This window comes from Bacillus sp. FJAT-29790, from assembly GCF_019039215.1.
In the GTDB taxonomy this organism is placed as follows: Bacteria; Bacillota; Bacilli; order Bacillales; family Cytobacillaceae; genus Cytobacillus.
The window spans coordinates 829,522-847,603 of record NZ_JAHNZZ010000001.1 but is presented as its reverse complement, the minus strand read 5'-3'; the positions used below and the strand labels follow the sequence as shown (position 1 = coordinate 847,603).

At 36.4% G+C, this 18,082-nt stretch carries 15 protein-coding genes and 1 pseudogene; 10 read left to right on the top strand and 6 right to left on the bottom strand.

Going from position 1 to position 18,082, the window contains the following annotated elements:
- Window positions 1–34: 34 nt before the first annotated feature.
- Window positions 35–1,078 (top strand): hypothetical protein, encoded by a 1,044-nt coding sequence (locus BGM26_RS03955; RefSeq protein ID WP_217038436.1) that lies wholly within the window; start codon window positions 35–37, stop codon window positions 1,076–1,078.
- A 1,075-nt stretch (window positions 1,079–2,153) separates the two neighbouring features.
- On the opposite strand, the gene BGM26_RS03950 is transcribed toward BGM26_RS03955, so the two are convergent.
- Window positions 2,154–2,819, bottom strand: coding sequence for an NAD-dependent epimerase/dehydratase family protein (locus BGM26_RS03950; RefSeq protein WP_217038435.1), 666 nt, complete (start codon window positions 2,817–2,819; stop codon window positions 2,154–2,156).
- A gap of 611 nt (window positions 2,820–3,430) precedes the next feature.
- Here BGM26_RS03950 and BGM26_RS03945 point away from each other — a divergent pair.
- The 3 genes and pseudogenes from BGM26_RS03945 to BGM26_RS21890 all read left to right on the top strand — a co-directional run.
- Window positions 3,431–3,949, top strand: coding sequence for a sigma-70 family RNA polymerase sigma factor (locus BGM26_RS03945; protein ID WP_217038434.1), 519 nt, complete (start codon window positions 3,431–3,433; stop codon window positions 3,947–3,949).
- Window positions 3,942–5,249, top strand: coding sequence for a DUF4179 domain-containing protein (locus BGM26_RS03940; RefSeq protein ID WP_217038433.1), 1,308 nt, complete (start codon window positions 3,942–3,944; stop codon window positions 5,247–5,249). The genes BGM26_RS03945 and BGM26_RS03940 overlap by 8 nt, the downstream gene beginning before the upstream one ends.
- A gap of 82 nt (window positions 5,250–5,331) precedes the next feature.
- Window positions 5,332–5,593, top strand: a pseudogene (locus tag BGM26_RS21890) (IS4 family transposase); the annotation flags it as partial.
- Window positions 5,594–5,832: 239 nt separating this feature from the next.
- Here the strand turns inward: BGM26_RS21890 and BGM26_RS03935 are convergent.
- Window positions 5,833–6,150 (bottom strand): DUF378 domain-containing protein, encoded by a 318-nt coding sequence (locus tag BGM26_RS03935; protein WP_217038432.1) that lies wholly within the window; start codon window positions 6,148–6,150, stop codon window positions 5,833–5,835.
- A gap of 246 nt (window positions 6,151–6,396) precedes the next feature.
- On the opposite strand from BGM26_RS03935, the gene BGM26_RS03930 reads away from it, so the two are divergent.
- Window positions 6,397–6,825 carry a ferritin-like domain-containing protein gene (locus tag BGM26_RS03930; RefSeq protein ID WP_217038431.1) on the top strand — a complete coding sequence of 143 codons (429 nt, stop codon included), beginning with the start codon at window positions 6,397–6,399 and terminating at the stop codon, window positions 6,823–6,825.
- 136 nt (window positions 6,826–6,961) lie between these two features.
- Here the strand turns inward: BGM26_RS03930 and BGM26_RS03925 are convergent, their stop codons facing one another.
- On the bottom strand, window positions 6,962–7,327 hold the full coding sequence (locus tag BGM26_RS03925; protein ID WP_254118978.1) for a carboxymuconolactone decarboxylase family protein: 366 nt from the start codon (window positions 7,325–7,327) through the stop codon (window positions 6,962–6,964).
- 90 nt (window positions 7,328–7,417) lie between these two features.
- Window positions 7,418–7,666: a hypothetical protein gene (locus tag BGM26_RS03920; RefSeq protein WP_217038430.1), complete on the bottom strand. Its 249-nt coding sequence runs from the start codon at window positions 7,664–7,666 to the stop codon at window positions 7,418–7,420.
- A 79-nt stretch (window positions 7,667–7,745) separates the two neighbouring features.
- Here BGM26_RS03920 and BGM26_RS03915 point away from each other — a divergent pair, with 79 nt between their 5' ends.
- Entirely contained in the window at window positions 7,746–7,880 is a 135-nt protein-coding gene (locus BGM26_RS03915) for an alkaline phosphatase family protein (RefSeq protein WP_217040635.1), read from the top strand.
- A gap of 514 nt (window positions 7,881–8,394) precedes the next feature.
- Here the strand turns inward: BGM26_RS03915 and BGM26_RS03910 are convergent.
- Entirely contained in the window at window positions 8,395–10,203 is a 1,809-nt protein-coding gene (locus BGM26_RS03910; protein ID WP_254118975.1) for a DUF4153 domain-containing protein, read from the bottom strand.
- Between the two features lie 692 nt (window positions 10,204–10,895).
- Here BGM26_RS03910 and BGM26_RS03905 point away from each other — a divergent pair.
- Together BGM26_RS03905 and BGM26_RS03900 are read left to right on the top strand one after the other, a co-directional pair.
- Window positions 10,896–12,362, top strand: a complete 1,467-nt coding sequence (locus tag BGM26_RS03905) for a S8 family serine peptidase (protein WP_217038429.1) — start codon at window positions 10,896–10,898, stop codon at window positions 12,360–12,362.
- 360 nt (window positions 12,363–12,722) lie between these two features.
- Window positions 12,723–13,892 (top strand): uracil-xanthine permease family protein, encoded by a 1,170-nt coding sequence (locus BGM26_RS03900; RefSeq protein WP_217038428.1) that lies wholly within the window; start codon window positions 12,723–12,725, stop codon window positions 13,890–13,892.
- A 302-nt stretch (window positions 13,893–14,194) separates the two neighbouring features.
- Here the strand turns inward: BGM26_RS03900 and BGM26_RS03895 are convergent, their stop codons facing one another.
- Entirely contained in the window at window positions 14,195–16,564 is a 2,370-nt protein-coding gene (locus tag BGM26_RS03895) for a polyprenyl synthetase family protein (protein ID WP_217038427.1), read from the bottom strand.
- A gap of 376 nt (window positions 16,565–16,940) precedes the next feature.
- Here BGM26_RS03895 and BGM26_RS03890 point away from each other — a divergent pair, with 376 nt between their 5' ends.
- Window positions 16,941–17,261: a PadR family transcriptional regulator gene (locus BGM26_RS03890; protein ID WP_024030244.1), complete on the top strand. Its 321-nt coding sequence runs from the start codon at window positions 16,941–16,943 to the stop codon at window positions 17,259–17,261.
- Window positions 17,262–17,332: 71 nt separating this feature from the next.
- Window positions 17,333–17,674 carry a DUF1048 domain-containing protein gene (locus BGM26_RS03885; RefSeq protein ID WP_217038426.1) on the top strand — a complete coding sequence of 114 codons (342 nt, stop codon included), beginning with the start codon at window positions 17,333–17,335 and terminating at the stop codon, window positions 17,672–17,674.
- Window positions 17,675–18,082 lie beyond the last annotated feature (408 nt).

Here is an 18,082-nt window from a genome sequence, read left to right as displayed (position 1 = left end):
TTTTTTTAGACTCAAATAATAGGAGGAATAAAACATGATTAAATCAGTGAAAAAAACTTTTTTAACAGGGGCAACAGCAGCAGCGTTTTTAGGATCAGCATTCGCACCTACTACAGGAGCTCATGCTGCCACTTTCAATAATGATGACGGCAATACACCTGTTCAACAACAATTTCAAAATAAAGACATGAATCGACAATTTCAAAACAAAGGCATGAATCAACAATTTCAGGACAAAGACATGAATCAACAATTTCAAAACAAAGGCATGAATCAACAATTTCAAAACAAAGACATGAATCAACAATTTCAAGACAAAGACATGAATCAACAATTTCAAGACAAAGACATGAATCAAAAATTTCAAATCAAAGACATGAATCAACAATTTCAAGACAAAGACATGAATCAACAATTTCAAAACAAAGGCATGAATCAACAATTTCAAAATAAAGACATGAATCAACAATTTCAAAACAAAGGCATGAAACAACAATTTCAAAACAAAGGCATGAAACAACACTATTCACATTTAAATGGTTATAAACCAATGCAACTTGCGCATTTTGATCATCATTTTGACCGATTAGGTTATAACATTTATAGTCCAGCTTCTCTAATGAGTTTCCAAAGAGCTTACGGTTTACCTGTAAATGGAATTCTAAGTATAGAAGTACTAAATCAATTAGCGTCTTTAACTTACAGCCAATATCCGTTTTTAACAGGTTATAACTTAACACAACTTGGACAGTACAATATGTTGTTTCAACAATTAGGTTACAACATTTATAATCAAACTTCTCTGATGAGATTCCAAAGTGCTTACGGTTTACCTGTAAATGGAATTCTAAATGCAAGAGTAATCAATCAATTAACTAATGTAATGTATGATAAATATCCATTTCTAGCAGGTTATAACCTATCACAAATTGGACAATACGGTATGATGTTTCAGCAATTAGGTTATAACATGTTTAATAAGTCTTCTTTGATGAGTTTCCAAAGTGCTTATGGTTTACCTGTAAATGGGATGCTTGGAACAGTAGTAATCAATCAATTAACGCTGTTATGCATGTAAATTATGCCTGACCGAACAAAAAACCATTCTAACATGAGTAATATTTTTAATCCCAGCTGATCATATAATGTTTCAGCTGGCTTTTTTAAAAATATTATTTTATCAGCTAAAAAAACGAACAGAGTATTTAAGAAGATGAAACCAGTATTCCTGCTATTTGAATTTTCTCAAAATCCTTTAAATAGAATATGTGTTTAGCTAGCACATTTTGGTTAAAGAACTTATGAAATTTCATTTAAATCGTCAGAGAAATTTAGTGAAAATTTTTCTGGCGGTTCAAATACAGATACAAAAAGTTATCCTACTCTGGTTAACTTATCTTCCTTGCTTACATACTATAATATAGTAAGATCGCCACCTCGTCAATACACGATTTGCATTGTTTTTAAGGAAAGTATCACTCAAGCTTTTTGTTCTGCTTATTTAGGTTAAAATCCGGTCGAAAAAAAGGATTGGGTCCTGTTCCCAGCCTTTTTTTGCGTTTTATCCCCACATGATTTTTCACCACTAGCGGTACAATAGAGCGGTTCTATTTGCCTTTGAACATAGAATTTTTCCAGTAGTGGTCCAATAGAGCGGTTCTATTTGCCATTGAACATAGGATTTCTCCAGTATTGGTCCAATAGAACGGTCCTATTTGCCCTTGAACATAGTATTTCTCCAGTATTGGTCCAATAGATCGTTCCTATTAACCATTGAACATCGGATTTCCCCACTAGCGGTTCAATAGAACGGTTCTATTTGCCCTTGAACATAGTATTTCTCCAGTATTGGTCCAATAGATCGTTCCTATTAACCATTGAACATCGGATTTCCCCACTAGCGGTTCAATAGAACGGTTCTATTTGCCTTTGAACATCGGATTTCTACACTAGCGGTCCAATAAAGAACGGTTCTATTTGCCTTTGAACATCGGATTTCTACACTTGCGGTCCAATAGAACGGTTCTATTTGCCCTTGAACATCGGATTTCTCCACTTACGGTACAATAGAGCGGTTCTATTAGCTTTTGAACATGATTTTCCACCACTAGGGGTCTAGCATCAGAAAATATCTTCTCTCTCGATTTAATTTATTATTTATTACCCTTGATTTGAATTTGGTCAGAATTAAATATTTTAAAACCTGTTTGTTCTAATATAGCTTCCTGATACATGGCTGTTGCTACTACAAATGCACTTATAGGCTTATACTTCTTTATAGGTCCAATAAACATAAAGGGAAGCACTTTTGACATACCTTCTGCTGCTTTTTCCCCTAATCTAAATTCCTCTCGATTCCCTAAAAGCAAAGACGGTCTAAAAATTTTGAGTCCTCGCAGTTCTAGCATCTTAAGCTTAGCTTCTAGCTGTCCTTTTACACTGCTATAGAAAATTCGAGAATTTTTATTCGCTCCCATAGCGGAAATGACAAGAAATTGAGAAACATTATGTTCCTTTGCTTTTTTAGCTATAGAAATAGGATAGTCTAAGTCAACCTTTAGAAAAACTTCCTTAGTCTTTGCTTTTTTAATAGTCGTTCCTAGACAGCAAAATACATGCTCCACCCTTTCATCAAGGGTATAGCTGTCTATTTTTTCAAAATCTATAATTTTTTCTTCAAGCTTTTCTTCTTTAATTCCTGTAGGTTTTCTAACCCAAACAATTACCTTTTCATATTCAGGAGCCTTTAACAATAAATTAACCAAATTAGTTCCTACTAACCCTGTGGCACCTATTATTAAAGCTCTTTTTCTTTCCATATTTTCACTCCCTTTGCACATTCATTATCCGTTTGTATGTTTTAATAAAAGTGCAGATCCCTTAGTATTAAAGCATTACTGTACTGAGGTCTCACACCCTATCCATGAACTACTTTAAATGAAAAAATATTATTCATTCAAACGATACGAATTTCCATTTTTATGAATTCATCAGTATCATCAGAAATATAGTAGTCCCCTTTCCTAAATAATTCTTACCACACAAAATTAATATGTTCAAACTAGTTCTCATTAGCGATCTCCTCATAATGTAAAATGTGAAAAAAATAAAATACTTTTTCGGATGGTCTTACACTTGCTTTTTACTCTAGCTGCTTCTTTACTTATTTGTCCGACTGATGTGATTATTTAATTTAGTACTGATTTTCCATTTAAAAGGTAGGCAGCATAATTAAAAGCTACTTCCCTATTAGGTTCTCCCTTAAAAAAATCTTTCCTTGAACTAACGCCCGCTTCACTATTAAGAGAAGATACATTTTGATAATTAAGTGTTTAAATGTAAGTACAATAGCTGAACAAAATTTTTTATTAAGACTTTTTATTGCCTAGCAGAGTCTAATGTTTAGTAATGAATAAAAGGGGGGTTCTCCTTGGATATTAATAAACTATTAAAAAGAGCAAAAAAAGGAGATGATGAAGCTTTTTACGAACTTATGCTGATTCACAAAACTCGTTTACTTAAGGTTGCCTTCTCTTATCTGCGAAATGAAGAGGATGCACTGGAGGCTTTGCAGGAAGTGACATTTAGGGCGTATCGCTCCATTAAAAAAGTAAAGGAAGCTGAATATTTTTCAACATGGCTCATTCGAATCATGCTGAATTATTGCCATGATCAAAGCCGGAAGAATAAGAGAATAGCAGATCCCTCTCTATTAGATAACCTAGCGGAATCAGTGGATCACAGTCAAACATTAGAAATCCAAGAAGCCTTACTGAAAATAGACTCCCGCTCTAGAGAAGTCATTATCCTCAAGTATTACCACGATCTTCGGATAAAGGATATTGCTGAAATATTAGAAAGTCCAGAAAGTACAATAAAGACATGGTTATATAAAGGACTGAAAGCATTGAGAAATCAGATGGAGGATAGGAGTGGGCTTAATGTTTGAAAAGGAAGAAAAAGAATTGGAGAAATCAAGAGATTTTTACAATGAATATGTCTTTTCTGATGATCAGGCTGATTCAGCAATCTTGGAAGGCATGAAACGCGGAAAAGAACTAAAGCTAAAAAAGAGAAAATTACGCCCGTTTAAAATACTATTAACGGCAAGCATTATCATTATTTCCTTTTTCACAACAGTGAATGTTTCTGAGACTATGGCTACCTACATGAAAATTATTCCTGGAATGGACAAGGTTATTGAATTTGTTCGCTATGACAAAGGCTTATTGGCAGCTGCTGAAAATGATTATATCCAAAAAGTGAATGCTACTGTCGAACACGCCGGTATACATCTAACAATAGATTCTGTTATCTATGATGAAAAAAGTTTAACTTTGTTTTATAACTATCATGCTGAAAATGAAGGTCTTCATGTCATAGGTGATTTTAAACTCTTAAATAATAAAGGCGAAGAACTTTCTACTCAAAAACATGGAGAAGTTTGGTTAATAGATAAAAAATCGCTATTAGAATTAAGATTCACTCTTAATGAGGAAAAGCAGCTTCCGAAGGACCTTATTTTTTCATCCCAATTTAGTATTGATGGGCAAGTCCAGAAAGATGTTTGGGAAATTCCGTTGCATTTAGATGAAAGCATGTTTGTAGAAAAGAAAGTGTTTGATCTGAATGAGACAGTAGTAATTGAAGGTCAAGAGATTACCATTAAAGAGGTCGTAGTTTATCCATCACAAACAGATGTACATGTTTCATTTAATCCACAAAATAGTAAACAAATTTTTGGCTTTAATGATCTTCGGTTAGTAGACGAAACGGGAGAGGTTTGGGATTTAAGAGTGAAAGGTAATGATCCTATTAATGAAGATGAATTCATCATACATTTGCAAAGTAACTACTTCTCCAACCCGAAAAAATTAAATTTGCAATTCAGTTCTCTCCGGGCACTTAATAAAGATGAACTGTGGCTCGAAATCGATCCAGTAAACAAAAAAATCCTTAAGGCACCTAAAGACGGTAAATTTACAGAAATCGAAGCATGGGGAGATATAATTCAATTAAAATTAGAAACCAAAACTGACTCCAATGTCGAATTAATATTCACACATGCTATCGATAAGAATGGTAATATTATTGGTGGAAATGAAGGAGTATCTAGATCACCTGGTGAAGATTTTATTATATATCAAATTCCATATCCTTCTGAAAATGCACCACCTGGACCAATCAAATTAAAACTGCTTGACTATCCGGCAGCCATTGAAAAAGAAGTGAATATAAAAATCAAATAAAAGAAATGCGATTCCCTTAATTAGGGAATCGCATTTCTTTTATTTTTATTGGCGTAGGTTTTACATTAAGATTCGCTTTTCTACTCATGATAAAGTGATTAGTGGTACCACTATTGTTTTAGCCCATTATATTGTTCTATCGTGGCAAAATCGTTGCAACACTGATTAACGTACACTAGGTGATCTGTTTTACGAATTATGTGGCGAAGTTAATGAACTTGATTGAGCTGTCGCACTACATCATTTAATTGAGATTCTTCAAGAAGCTCTAAAACAAACAATAGATAATCAAAAAATTAATTAAAAGTCAACTTGAACAGTGGATCTCCAGCCATACATATTGAATAGGATTGTTTTATCTGATAGAAAAACCTTATTTACTTATGGTAATGTTCTCCGTAAAGATTCTAAATGAGGTTTTTTGTATAATTAACTTACAAAAATCAGAAGGACCTTGTAGCTATCGCCCCAAGTTTAAAGAAAGAGAACTCCTTCCTAATCGTTAGTTGTTCATTGTTTAAACACATATAAAAATGGAAAATAAAGAAAGCCATGCGGTTGCATGACTTTCTTTATTTTCTTTTTATTCATCTTCTCTTGTAGGTCTTTTTAAAGGAGATAAATCTGTTTCCTCACCAAATTCAGTTCCATAATTAAGCCTACCTTGGGCACGCCTATTATTGACATCTTCTTTCGTATCTGTCTCTTCCCATTGCTTAAACAATAGGGATAAACAGACTAGTCCACTTATCCCAACTAAACTATAAATAACTCTTGATAAAAAAGCGCCTTGTCCACCAAATATTGCTGCTACCAAATCAAACTTGAAGAAACCGATTAATCCCCAATTTATAGCCCCAATTATTGTTAATGTTAAGGCAATTCTTTGTAGGGTTCTCATGAATCATGCCTCCTTTAAATTAAAATTCCTTCAACACGTAATTTCTTACTCTTCGGTTACACTAGCTACCTTTAGTACTTAGAACGTTATTTTTATCATGTGTAGGAAATGGGAATCTATACACTAAAATTGGGATTATATTATGTGCGAATCCAAATGCTTTCTAAAATAAGATGGTTCTTACCATTTCCAAAAAGGAATAATCCACAATATTTGGAGGAAGCTAACAAAAAGGAGGGAATTTAAATGGAAGAAAACAGTGTAATAAAAACTTTAAATAAATTTCTAGAGGGTCAATACATGGGGATCCATGCTTACGAATACCACATTAAGAAATTAACGGACCCTTACATCAAAAGTGAATTTCAAAGAATTCAACAAGACCATAAGAACCATGCCCTAAAAGTTGCGGAAAGAATTCAAAACATTGGAGGTACACCAGTAAATGATGAAGGGATGATTAGTTCTATTCAAGGCTTTATTAATCAATTTAGGATTCCTGATACTTCCGTAGGTATTATTGAAAGTGCGTTAAAAGGAGAAGATTATTACGGGATTCATGTATCCGAAGAAATTGTAAAAGGGGATTTAGATCCAGAAAGCCGTCAATTAATTGAAGAAGTGCTAGACAAAGATAGACAGCATGTAGACTTTTTAAATCGACTTTTGCAATAATTTTATAACTGGTTTTGTGTTAACAGGAGTAGTCCTTTAAAACAAGACCATTAGAAATCATATCTGGCCATAAAAAAGATGAAACCTTTCGATTTCACCTAAAATAATTCACTTTCGTTTTCGGAATGAAACCACTTTACTGTTTCAATTGATTCATTTCATGAATACATTCCTGAACTAATGTAACTCCCTGACTCACGGAAGCTCCCCCACCAAATGCTGCAGTCACACCTACAGCTTCAAGAATTTCTTGCTCCGAGCATCCCTGATCAAGACATCCTTTTGTGTGATAGATGATACAATACTCATCCTGGGCATATATACTAATTCCTAATGCGATTAACTGCTTTTGTTTTTGAGTTAATGCCCCTTCTTTAAAGCATTCTCTAGTAAACGCATTAAACTGGCTTACAAATTCAGGCATTTTTTCGGTAAACACACCTAGTCCTTCTTTATATTTAATAAGTGCAGCTTCCGTAGAATTTCCAGCTCCGTTTTCCAACTACAATCAACTCCCTCTATTCAAATCAAAGTTATTATGAGCTAACTACAAAAAATTTATTACTCCGTGTTCATACTTTTCCAACCAGGTTTACTTATTTCTATGAGACGAGTTCCCGTGCTCATATTGCAGTTCATCTACCGTTTGTAGCCGCTCGTCACCTCTTTTATCATTTTTCGGTGTAGCAAAGGAAAGTTTTGTCTGTGGAATAGATTCTACCGCCTTATCAAACCTCTGTTGAGCTTTTAAAGTACGTTTTGCATAATGAATGGCCTTTAGCCTATCAATAGGGATGTCCTGTCCTATATCCACACATTGGCCAAATATCCCATAGACCATTCTGTCAAACGCTTCATTTACCTGATCTAAAATATGTTTGACGGCTATCTTTAACTGAATATTGTACTAATTACCTTATATTAAACAGCTGAGAGATAACGGGGTTTCGGCAAAAAGTCCCACTTCTATTACGCCGTCTCTTACAGCGCATTTACACGCAGCAATTGCTACAGGAGCTACACCAAATCAGACCCGAATTGTAAGTAACCATTAGCACGAACTAAATAAAGCCTTAAACCATGACGACAGTGGTTTCCAAGTTAAAAGCTGGGTTCCTCAAAAGCCTGGAAATTGCAAACCAATAAAAAAAGCGTTGGGTGCCGATTTCAATTAGGGACGACAATGACTTAAAGATTAGTGAAGACATTTTCTGCCGAGATAGGAAACTCAGACTATTTAAGAATGAAAACGAAGCTGGAATTTTCCAACCTGAATGTTATCAACAAAAGTTTCAATCAGAAGGTAAGGTAGAGAAATCATCTTCGTTCAATAATTTCTCTACCTTTTTTGGCAATTCTAGTTTAACTTTTATAAAATATCCTTGAAACTCAGTGAAAACTTGAATATAAAAGGTAGAAAAATCTTAAAAACCTCATTTACTTATGGTAAGTTTCTCTGTGATGTATCTTAATGAGTTTTTCTAATGAAGCCCTATTTATTTGGAACTCGCTGAGAATACAGAGATAGCTATAGGGACGAGGTTCCTGCCCCCCTTCTTCCTTCTGACTTCATTTTATATTAAGAAAAACATAGAAATCAGCGTTGTACTGAGAATCAAAGGCATCAATGGAATTGACTAGAACGGTCATTTTCATTTTGTCATTTTCCTTCGTTAGAGTAGCCTTCTCCACCGTCAACATATTGCCTTTACCTTCGTTACTCTCTTGGTCATTCTCAAATATATGATTAAAGATTTCCTTTGTATCGAATTGAATCAATTCCTCATTATCCTCACTCATCACACTGATTGTAAAATAATCCCAATGACGTTGCTTCATCAGAGTATATCTCATACCGTTTCGCTCAAGTGAAATTGCTTGTTCACCAGTCTTCCCAGCTTGTGAACTACTTATATTCATATGAATCATGAAGTCGTGTCCCTCAATATTTACTACCGGACTTCGTTCCCAGTCCAAATAAGCAAACCAGCTTTGAGTCCCTCCACCAATTGGTTGATCGTATACTTCATCAAATCCAAACGTCTTTTTAAAGTTATCGTAGAAAAATACTTTATTGGGCAACCATTCGATTTCATCCGCATAGTTCATACTGTTTAAATAACTAACCGTTCGAGTGATAATTTTTTTATCTTCTGTTGAAACATTTGCATTTGGTAAGATTGTATTATTCTCAAGCATGTTATTTTCTTTAAGTGTTTTCACCAACAGATTGGTTTGATTGACACGGCTAACCGTAAAAGCATCAATAGGCGGAGTAATGGAAATAACTGAAAAAATGAGCAATACTGCGACAAATAGACCATTCTTTCGAATCGGTAAAAAGCTGAAGATCAGCCCAGTAATGAATGCAAAAACACCGAATAGAATCACATAATAACGCCCATGCGTAACACCCAACTCATTTATCTTTAAAAAAGAGGCAATCGTTTGAAACAACACAATGGGCAATAATATCTTAGGGAAAATCTTCCGAAAGGGACTAGTAAATGAGTTATTCAGGTTACTGGCAAGAATATAAACTAAAATTACCGTGATCGCATAGGAGACCAGCATCGGTTCCAATAAATTTCCTGTCCAGAATTGGCCACGAATATTTATGAGGACATAGATTAAAAGAATAACCGTATACACAACCGTTAATGGAATAATGATATACGAAATCAAAATTCCCAGGTACTTCGGACAACTAATGGCCTTCTTAATTTTCTCCTCACGCAGAACCAATTCCTCATTAGTTAAACTTGTATCCATTTTACCCGGATAAAGCGGCGTCAAAGATAAGAAAAAAGTCGGTGCAAATAAAGAGAGAATCAAATTCAAAGCATGTGGAATGGCTTTATTGTCTACTGTAAAAAGAAGACGATCGATCGCGAAAATAATTGAACTGACGCCTCCCGCAATGACGGCCGTAAAAAGAACCGTAGTGAAGAAAGCTTTAAATACAGACATGAAGCTTTCGTTAAACGTGATTTTACTCTTTATAGTTGGCCCCCAAATAAAAACCATTGTCAACGCAAAAATCATTACCGCTGTTTTTGTACCATTCTCCATACTAAAAACGGAAGAAGAACGGATGGAGAAATAATAAAGGGTCGAAAGCAGGACTACTACTCCCATGAGTATAATCCGTTCACTCATTTTCGTATAAAAGCGCTCATATATTTGTTGTCCCACTGCACTCAGCAACGCTCCAATAATAAAGGTAAATAGATACTTAGAGTAATCCTCCATGCCTAGATTAATTGAATTAACGTTAACTGTTGCAACAGCTAAAAGAAATAGCATCGTCAAAGGATATCGATTAGCAGCCAGTATCAGTGTTTTTAATTTATTTCGTAAGCTCTCAATTGCTATCATCACTATCACCTTTCTTCACTTTACTCACTGTTGCTTTTTAGAAAAAGGCTCTTTTTGCATATATTGTTGTTTTTAGCCTTGAAAGTTTGCCCGTTGATTTCCGCTTCGGGCACTTGCTTTCCGCGGGGAGTAACGGGAGCCTCCTCGGCGTTACCGCATGTGGGGTCCCCCGCTCCCTCTATTTCCCGCAGGATACTGAATTTACATCATTGAATCTACCCACGCAAGAAGGAAATGCGATAGCATTTTCGAGAAGTCAAGTGCCCTCCGCTCCGATCAACTCAGATAATTGAATAAAATCACACTAAAAAACAACAAAGTTTACGAAAACAGCATAGAAAAACTATCTTCATTTTCCCTTCACAATTATATAAAAATTGATTATTTTTATTATATGCCTTCCCACTATAATTATCTTTACATTAATTCGAATTTCGAACCCCGAAACCTCATTTACTTATGATACGGTTCACCTTAACTAATCTAAATGAGGTTTTTTTATTTAACAAATTCGCAGTCTTTTAGTAATAAGTAAAAGTGCCTCCATAATTACTATGAAATTGAATATAAAAAACTATAGTTAGGTACTTTATCTCATTATTTGAAATATTCAGATAGATTGTCCAAAAAATAGATTTAATAGCTTATAATAATATTGTTTATATTTTACATATTCATAAGGGGGAAATCAAATGAAGAAGAAACTTGCAGTTCTATCTATTTGTTCAGCTCTATCATTCTCTTTACTCGTTGGGTTACCAACAACTAAAACAAAGGCTGCACCAGAAAAGGAGCATTATGTATTAGCGTATAAAGGGAAAATACCTGGTAATTTCTCAGAAACAATCTCTAAGGCGGGAGGGGCTGTCGAAAGAGTTATACCTGAAATTGGGATTATTGAGGTAGCATCAACAGATCAAACCTTCCTTTCAAAGGTGAAACAAGATACAAACATCCAATCAGCTGGAAGAGAACTTGAAGCATACTTAGAAACTGATCCGGATGACGCCGTGAATTTTGCTCCTGGTACCCCAAATGGAGAAAAAGTCACTTTGGATACAAACGCAGCAAGCTATTGGGATAAACAATGGGACATGCAGCGTTTAACACATGAAGGTGACTCTTATAACTTAAATAAAGGTAATCATGATACGGTTGTAGCAGTTGTTGATACAGGAATTGACTTTAGCCATCCGGATTTGAAGGAAAATGCCGATTTAGCGGGTTCGAAAACCTTCGTACCAGGTACAAAAGATGCTTGGGACCAAAATGGCCACGGTACACATGTGGCTGGATCCATTGCAGCTAATGGGAAGGTTAAAGGTGTAGGTCCAGATTTAACGGTAAGAGCATACCGTGTTTTTGGAGCAACCGGAGGAGCACAACAATCATGGATTACCGATGCAATTGTAGCAGCAGCAAACGATGGAGTAGCAGTGATTAATATGTCAATTGGGGGCTGGCGTTGGATGGCTCAAAACTTAGATGAGAAAGGTGATTCTGCTTCAATGGTAGCCTATCACCGTGCCGTTCAGTATGCAATCCAAAAAGGAGTTACTGTTGTGGTGTCTGCTGGTAATGACTCAAAAAACCTGAATGATTTACATGATATGCAGGCATATTGGAAGGAAACTTACGGTATAGACATTAAAGGTCCATCTCGTGTCGTTCCAGCCCAAATTCCAGGGGTGATTACTGTATCTTCCTCAAATGAATGGTCCAATAAGAGCATTGCCTTCTACTCTAATTACGGAAATGTCATCGACGTGGCCGGTCCTGGTGGGGATAATGGTCCATTATATGATAGTTTATATCGTCAGAACCCAGCCGGAAACTATTTAGATAAACGTGATTACACTTATCGAACATTGTCTACTTACCCTACTTATCCGGTCGCAGGTGGGAATGCAACTACACAGTTCAGTGATGGACAATGGCATGGCTATTCCTATTTACATGGAACTTCCATGGCAGCACCGAAAGTCGCTGGTGTAGCTGGAGTCATTAAAGCCGCTCACCCTGAGTATAATCCTTCCCAAGTGGCAGCCGCCATAAGAAAAAGCTCCATTGATTTTGGCAAAGTCGGGAATGATCCACTATACGGGTCAGGCGAAGCCAACATTTATAACTTCTTATCAAAGGATAAATCTAAAAAATAATAGTAAGGCCGCTGAGTATAAACTCAGCGGTTTTATTAATGAGTTAGACTATGAATACTTCCTATTTATAGTCATATCCATTATGAAGTCAATTCTCATAACTTTACTAAGATTATCATTTTGATATAATACCTCATTTACTTATGAGATGGTTCACCGTGATGAATCTAAATGAGGTTTTTATTTTCCAAGTGTAGATGAGGAGTCGTGTTTTACTCTCATTGTAATAATCTTCATCTACAGAAAACAAAATAATGTAATTACTTAAGACATAAATTATTCTTCTATTTAATTTATATTCTAAAAATTAAATAGAAGAAATATATCATATATGAAGGCACTATTTAAGGGGGGACACGTTTGAAAAACTTTTTAAGCGCGATACCATTATCATTACAGCACTTGTTTGCAATGTTTGGTGCGACAGTTTTGGTTCCAGTACTAACCGGTCTTGATCCAGGAAGTTCACTTATTGCCAGTGGTTTAGGAACCTTAATTTTCCATCTTATTACACGTGGAAAGGTTCCTACGTATCTAGGTTCATCCTTTGCCTTTATTGCTCCGCTAGCGTTGTATGTGGGGGAGCTAAAATCACCAGGTCAAGCGGTTGCAGGTCTTATCAGCGTTTCCATTGTTTATGCTATTGTATCTATTATCATTTCATTTGTCGGCTTCGAAAAAGTCCGAAAGGTAATTCCTGCAGTTGTCGTCGGACCGGTTGTAAGTATAATAGGTCTTTCGCTGGCAACCACGGCGGTGACCAACATGGCTTCGACCCATTGGGATGTCGCTATCATCAGCCTTCTTGCAGCGGTCATCGCTACGCTTGCAGGTACTAAGGTGATCCGCCTCTTGCCGCTCATAATTGGTCTTGCAGTAGGGTATGCTTATGCTGCGGTACGTGGATTTGTTGATTTTGATACCATCGCCAGTGCACCGACTTTTGCTCTTCCGCATGTCGTCATGCCGGAATTCACGTGGGTAGTGATCCTCGGAATGGCACCGATTGCCTTGGTTACCATCATCGAAGACCTTGGACATATGTTTGTACTAAATGAGATTACAGGAAAAGATGTGACAAAGAATCCTGGATTTTCAAGCATCCTATGGGGGAATGGCATTGCAACATTAATCTCCGGCTTCATCGGCGGACCTGCACAAACAACTTACGCGGAAAACCTCGGGGTTCTAGCCATCACACGCCAGTTTTCCAGTAGGATCATTCAAGGTGCTGCTGTTCTTGCGATTCTTCTTGGCTTGTTCGGTAAAGTTGGAGCTGTTATCCAATCCATTCCAGTTGCAGTGATGGGCGGCATATGTATCTTGTTGTTTGGTATGATCGCAGGAATGGGGATCCGTCACGTCATTGAGGAAAATGTTAGTCTGGGTAATATGAAAAATTTAGTCATCGTCTCAATCATCTTTATCATAGGAGTTGGATATGCTCATAATGGTATTGCCTACGCCACCATTGCCGGATTGCTCATCTATTGGCTCGTACCTGATTTTACGACTAAGAACGAACGTTAATATGAAAAGGCCATTCCACAACACTTTCAGCGGAATGGCTTTTTTTTGTAAGTCAACAACTCGGTCAAAGGCAATTAAAACCTTATTTACTTATGATAAGGCTCACCTCTACTAATACTAAACTACCCTTTAAAATTTGAACAATAAGCAAGTTAAGAAAAACCAAAAGTAAAGAAGCCTAATTAGGCTCCCTCTTCTTCTTTCAGAACTATCCTCGCAACCGCCTCACAATGTCCAGAGTGAAGTGCTCGTGAATAATAAAACTCTCGGTATTCTATCTGGATTTTACGTGTATCTAGCTCTTAATGATCCCTGTTCACAATATAATTTAATAGATGCTTCAGAAAAGGAGTCTTGCGTGGCATTTTTTTCATGGCTTCTATCGCAAGGCAGTAATGTTCCCACATTGTTTTTCTGGCACCTTCCTTACCTAGGATTGTCACAAAAGTCTTATTGTTGTTTTCAGCATCTTTGCCAATTGGTTTTCCGAGTACGATCATATCTCCTTCAACATCAAGTAGGTCATCTTTAATCTGAAACGCAATGCCGGCGTGACGGGCGAATTTTTTCAAAGCTTCAATTTCTAACTCATTTGCATTGGCGAGAATAGCAGGCATGATAAGGGAAGCTTCGAATGCAATCCCAGTTTTATAAAAACTCGTCATTTTCAATTGTTCCAGAGTCAATTGTTTCCCTCTAGAATCCAAGTCCATCGCTTGACCCTTACACATTTCCTCTGTCATTTGGGCCGAATATTGAATCAATTTAAGAACAATTTTCGAATCGAACTGGTCAAGAGATGCTTGTTCCCGGGTTGCCCTCTGGGTAAGAAAGAGACCAGTTAATTCAGCTATTGCAGTGTTATATACTTGATGGAGAGTTGAACGTCCCCTACGGATGGACGCATTATCTTGGGATGGCAAATCATCGAAGATTAGGGATGCAGTATGCATATATTCCAATGATCTTAGAAGTGGAACGATTGCTGAACTTTCTAATCCATATTCGTTAACGCCCATGAACCAAGTTACTATTGGCCTCAACCGCTTTCCATCGCCTTCCAAACTGTAATTTGCAGCATCAATGATTGGCACTTTCATCAAAGAAACATGATCAGTTTTTGGGATATGTAAGATGTTGTTTATCTGATTGCGTACGGTTTCGATCGTATCTAAAAATTCTTCCTGTTCTTTCCGTTCATTTTTCAGCATGGTAATCATATGGTCTCGAAGGAGTTTATCAAAGAAATCTACATCATCCGCTTTCCGCACCATCTTTTGGATTAAACTATTGAATTCCAGATTTTTAGAAGCAAATAACTCCATAACTTCGTTGTATTTTTTTGTTCCCATTCGTTCTTTAAATCGTTTTAGGCCATTTATCGCACGATCCAAAATCACTTCGCAGGTCTTGGTATCTGAATGGTACACATTATGGATCAAATGGGAGATGACCGTCCAGTATAATTCAAAGGGATTAATAAGATCCGGACGTTTATGATGATATTTTAAATAATAAGTATAAGGTGTTACAGCACCTTCTTTCATGTCATCAAACATATCTGCAAAATCATCAGCCAGCTGGTTGTAAATTCCATAAAAGAATGTTCTGTTGTCAAAACCCTCATCCTCAGAAGCACTGATTACTGACCGAACAATCAATCGTGAAGAAGAGGATTTTAAAATGATCGGTATATAAAGCTCTTCATTGGTGTAATTTGCATTCGATAAATCTTTAACACGGTCCACTTCCTGGGAATTAAAAAACACATATGAATGCTCGAAAAATTTGCTTCTTGTCTCTGGTCGCTGATAGGCCATTATATATTTAAATGCCTCTCGGAGTTCCGAATGAATATATCTGATTAGATTTGCGTTTTTTCCAGTCCACTCGCCCAGTTCTGGCACAGCCCCTGTGATAAGTGTGATACGTATTAAATCGGAATATTGCCTTTTCTCTTTTTCGGATAAGACTTTGGCATCAAGAAGATCGTCAATGAATGGATAGGTCAGACCATAGTAATACCCTAGCCTAATCGCTTCATCAAGTTTCTGCGTACGTTCTTCAGGAGATATGCCAGCGCCCATCTCATCGACCACATGCATGATTACCCCGGCCATGATTTTGATAAGTTTTCGCTGGGCCTGCTCAGCATCCATCCCCTTTGGAATATTAGAAGACACAGTCTTTAGTTTGTCCATCACCCAGATCATAGTGGATTCAATGCCTTCCTTCTGAGACTTCCGATACAACCCAGCCATACTAAACATCTCATCTGTTGCGGTGGAATGAGTCATGTGATTTTTTAAACTGCCAACTACACGCCGAACCCTAGCCTGTGTTTCAGGTGAATCCAAGGCTTTGCCCAGATCCCTCAAGAAAATATAGGAGATGCTTCGATCCAAGTAATTATCTAGTTTGCCTGTGTTATCTAGCCATTGAATATAATTGTGATACTCCCTAGAATCAGGTTTTCTTTTTCCTCGCGAAAAAAAGGATACTAATGAATGATGATGAATATGATTATGTTTCCAGGATTGAATATCTTTTGTCAGAGTAGGTATATATGTCTTTTGCACGACTTGCACATAAAGAAATTGATAATATTGGGCAGCCTTCCGCTCCGCCAATCGGTAGCATGCATCGGCATTTTTTATTAACTCTTTATTCATAATATACACTACCTCTACTTAACGATTTCTTATATATATGTATGCAATATTAATTCAAATATTTTTCATAAAAATCAACAAAATAAATTTCACTCAAAAATATTTTTTTCCAGTACTTCTGCTCTTTCCATCTGATTCATTTCCTTTAAACGAAATAGATACCGTATCAATTTGTGGAAGTGTTGCATAGCCGTTAAAATTGGTATTGAACTATTTTTAAGAAAAATAATTGACACCCCCTACTACTCGGTGTTACAATGTACTCGTAATAAGTAATACTTAATAGCGTAATTTCGCAAAAGCTATTAAGTAAAAATTTAATTCAGTACTAAGTTATACTGAATATAAGTCAGACTAAATAGAGGTGGATCTGAACATGGAAAATTTAACTGAAATGCTGAAGGGTTCGCTGGAAGGCTGCGTGCTGGAAATCATCAGCCGCCATGAAACCTATGGCTACGAGATTACCCGCCGCCTGAACGAGCTTGGTTTCACCGAAGTCGTGGAAGGGACGGTCTACACCATCCTCGTGCGATTAGAAAAGAAAAAACTGGTGAGCATAGAAAAAAAACCATCAGATATGGGGCCGCCCCGCAAGTTTTACTCACTTAATGAGGCTGGCCGCCAGGAACTTGAGTTGTTTTGGAAAAAATGGGATTTTGTATCATCAAAAATCAACGTCTTGAAGTCAATCTAGCCTCATAAGATATTACGTCCGAAATTTTTGGAGTGTCTTGTTCAGCTTTATTAAAAAGGAGGAAAAATAACATGTTAGAAATGTTTAAAAAAATGATTGGTGATAAAAAAGAGTACAAGATGATGATGGCACGGGTAGAAGCCCTGCCAGAAGACTATCAGTTTGTATTTAAGAAAATTCAAAACTACATGTGGAATTTCTCAGCGGGCAACGGGATGGATATGCTGCACATGCAGTATGAATTAATCGAGTTGTTCGAAACCGGTGCGGCAGAAGGCAGACAAGTGCTGGAAATCACTGGGGCCGACGTGGCGTCCTTTGCCGACGAACTAGTGGCAAACGCTAAAACCTATGTCGCCAAGTATCGTGAAGATTTGAACCAAAGTATCATGAAGCAATTGGGAAAAAAATAAATTCAATAGATAATACTGACTGAATAGCTGGATACAAAGGTGAATTGCCACCTTCGCTATTCAGTTATTTTTTTCAACTCGATAATAAGTTGTACAGATTATAAGTCAGACTAAAAAATGTTCTTTACTGATGTCCTCTATTTTTGGGCATTTTTATTTTACTTTTTTCGAGTGTTATTCAGCAAAACCAGCTAATAGTTTGTCAAGATTTTTCAATAAAAAATGTAAAACGTACATGATATACTAAAAAAGGGTATACCAAATAAGCCTTCCTTTTTAAAATGGAAGGTTTTGTTTTATATACTTAGATATGATTTTTAATCCATATTTTGGAAAGGTGTTTTCCTTTTAATAGGGCATAAATCCAATGTAAGAGCTTATTTGCACAAGCAATTATGGCTACTCTAA

What these genes read in the sequence shown, in the direction of transcription:
- BGM26_RS03955 (WP_217038436.1), top strand. Translation starts at nt 35, where the DNA reads ATGATTAAATCAGTGAAAAAAACTTTTTTAACAGGGGCAACAGCAGCA.
- BGM26_RS03950 (WP_217038435.1), bottom strand. Translation starts at nt 2,819, where the DNA reads ATGGAAAGAAAAAGAGCTTTAATAATAGGTGCCACAGGGTTAGTAGGA.
- BGM26_RS03940 (WP_217038433.1), top strand. Translation starts at nt 3,942, where the DNA reads ATGTTTGAAAAGGAAGAAAAAGAATTGGAGAAATCAAGAGATTTTTAC.
- BGM26_RS03935 (WP_217038432.1), bottom strand. Translation starts at nt 6,150, where the DNA reads ATGAGAACCCTACAAAGAATTGCCTTAACATTAACAATAATTGGGGCT.
- BGM26_RS03930 (WP_217038431.1), top strand. Translation starts at nt 6,397, where the DNA reads ATGGAAGAAAACAGTGTAATAAAAACTTTAAATAAATTTCTAGAGGGT.
- BGM26_RS03920 (WP_217038430.1), bottom strand. Translation starts at nt 7,666, where the DNA reads ATGGTCTATGGGATATTTGGCCAATGTGTGGATATAGGACAGGACATC.
- BGM26_RS03910 (WP_254118975.1), bottom strand. Translation starts at nt 10,203, where the DNA reads ATGATAGCAATTGAGAGCTTACGAAATAAATTAAAAACACTGATACTG.
- BGM26_RS03905 (WP_217038429.1), top strand. Translation starts at nt 10,896, where the DNA reads ATGAAGAAGAAACTTGCAGTTCTATCTATTTGTTCAGCTCTATCATTC.
- BGM26_RS03895 (WP_217038427.1), bottom strand. Translation starts at nt 16,564, where the DNA reads ATGAATAAAGAGTTAATAAAAAATGCCGATGCATGCTACCGATTGGCG.
- BGM26_RS03890 (WP_024030244.1), top strand. Translation starts at nt 16,941, where the DNA reads ATGGAAAATTTAACTGAAATGCTGAAGGGTTCGCTGGAAGGCTGCGTG.
- BGM26_RS03885 (WP_217038426.1), top strand. Translation starts at nt 17,333, where the DNA reads ATGTTAGAAATGTTTAAAAAAATGATTGGTGATAAAAAAGAGTACAAG.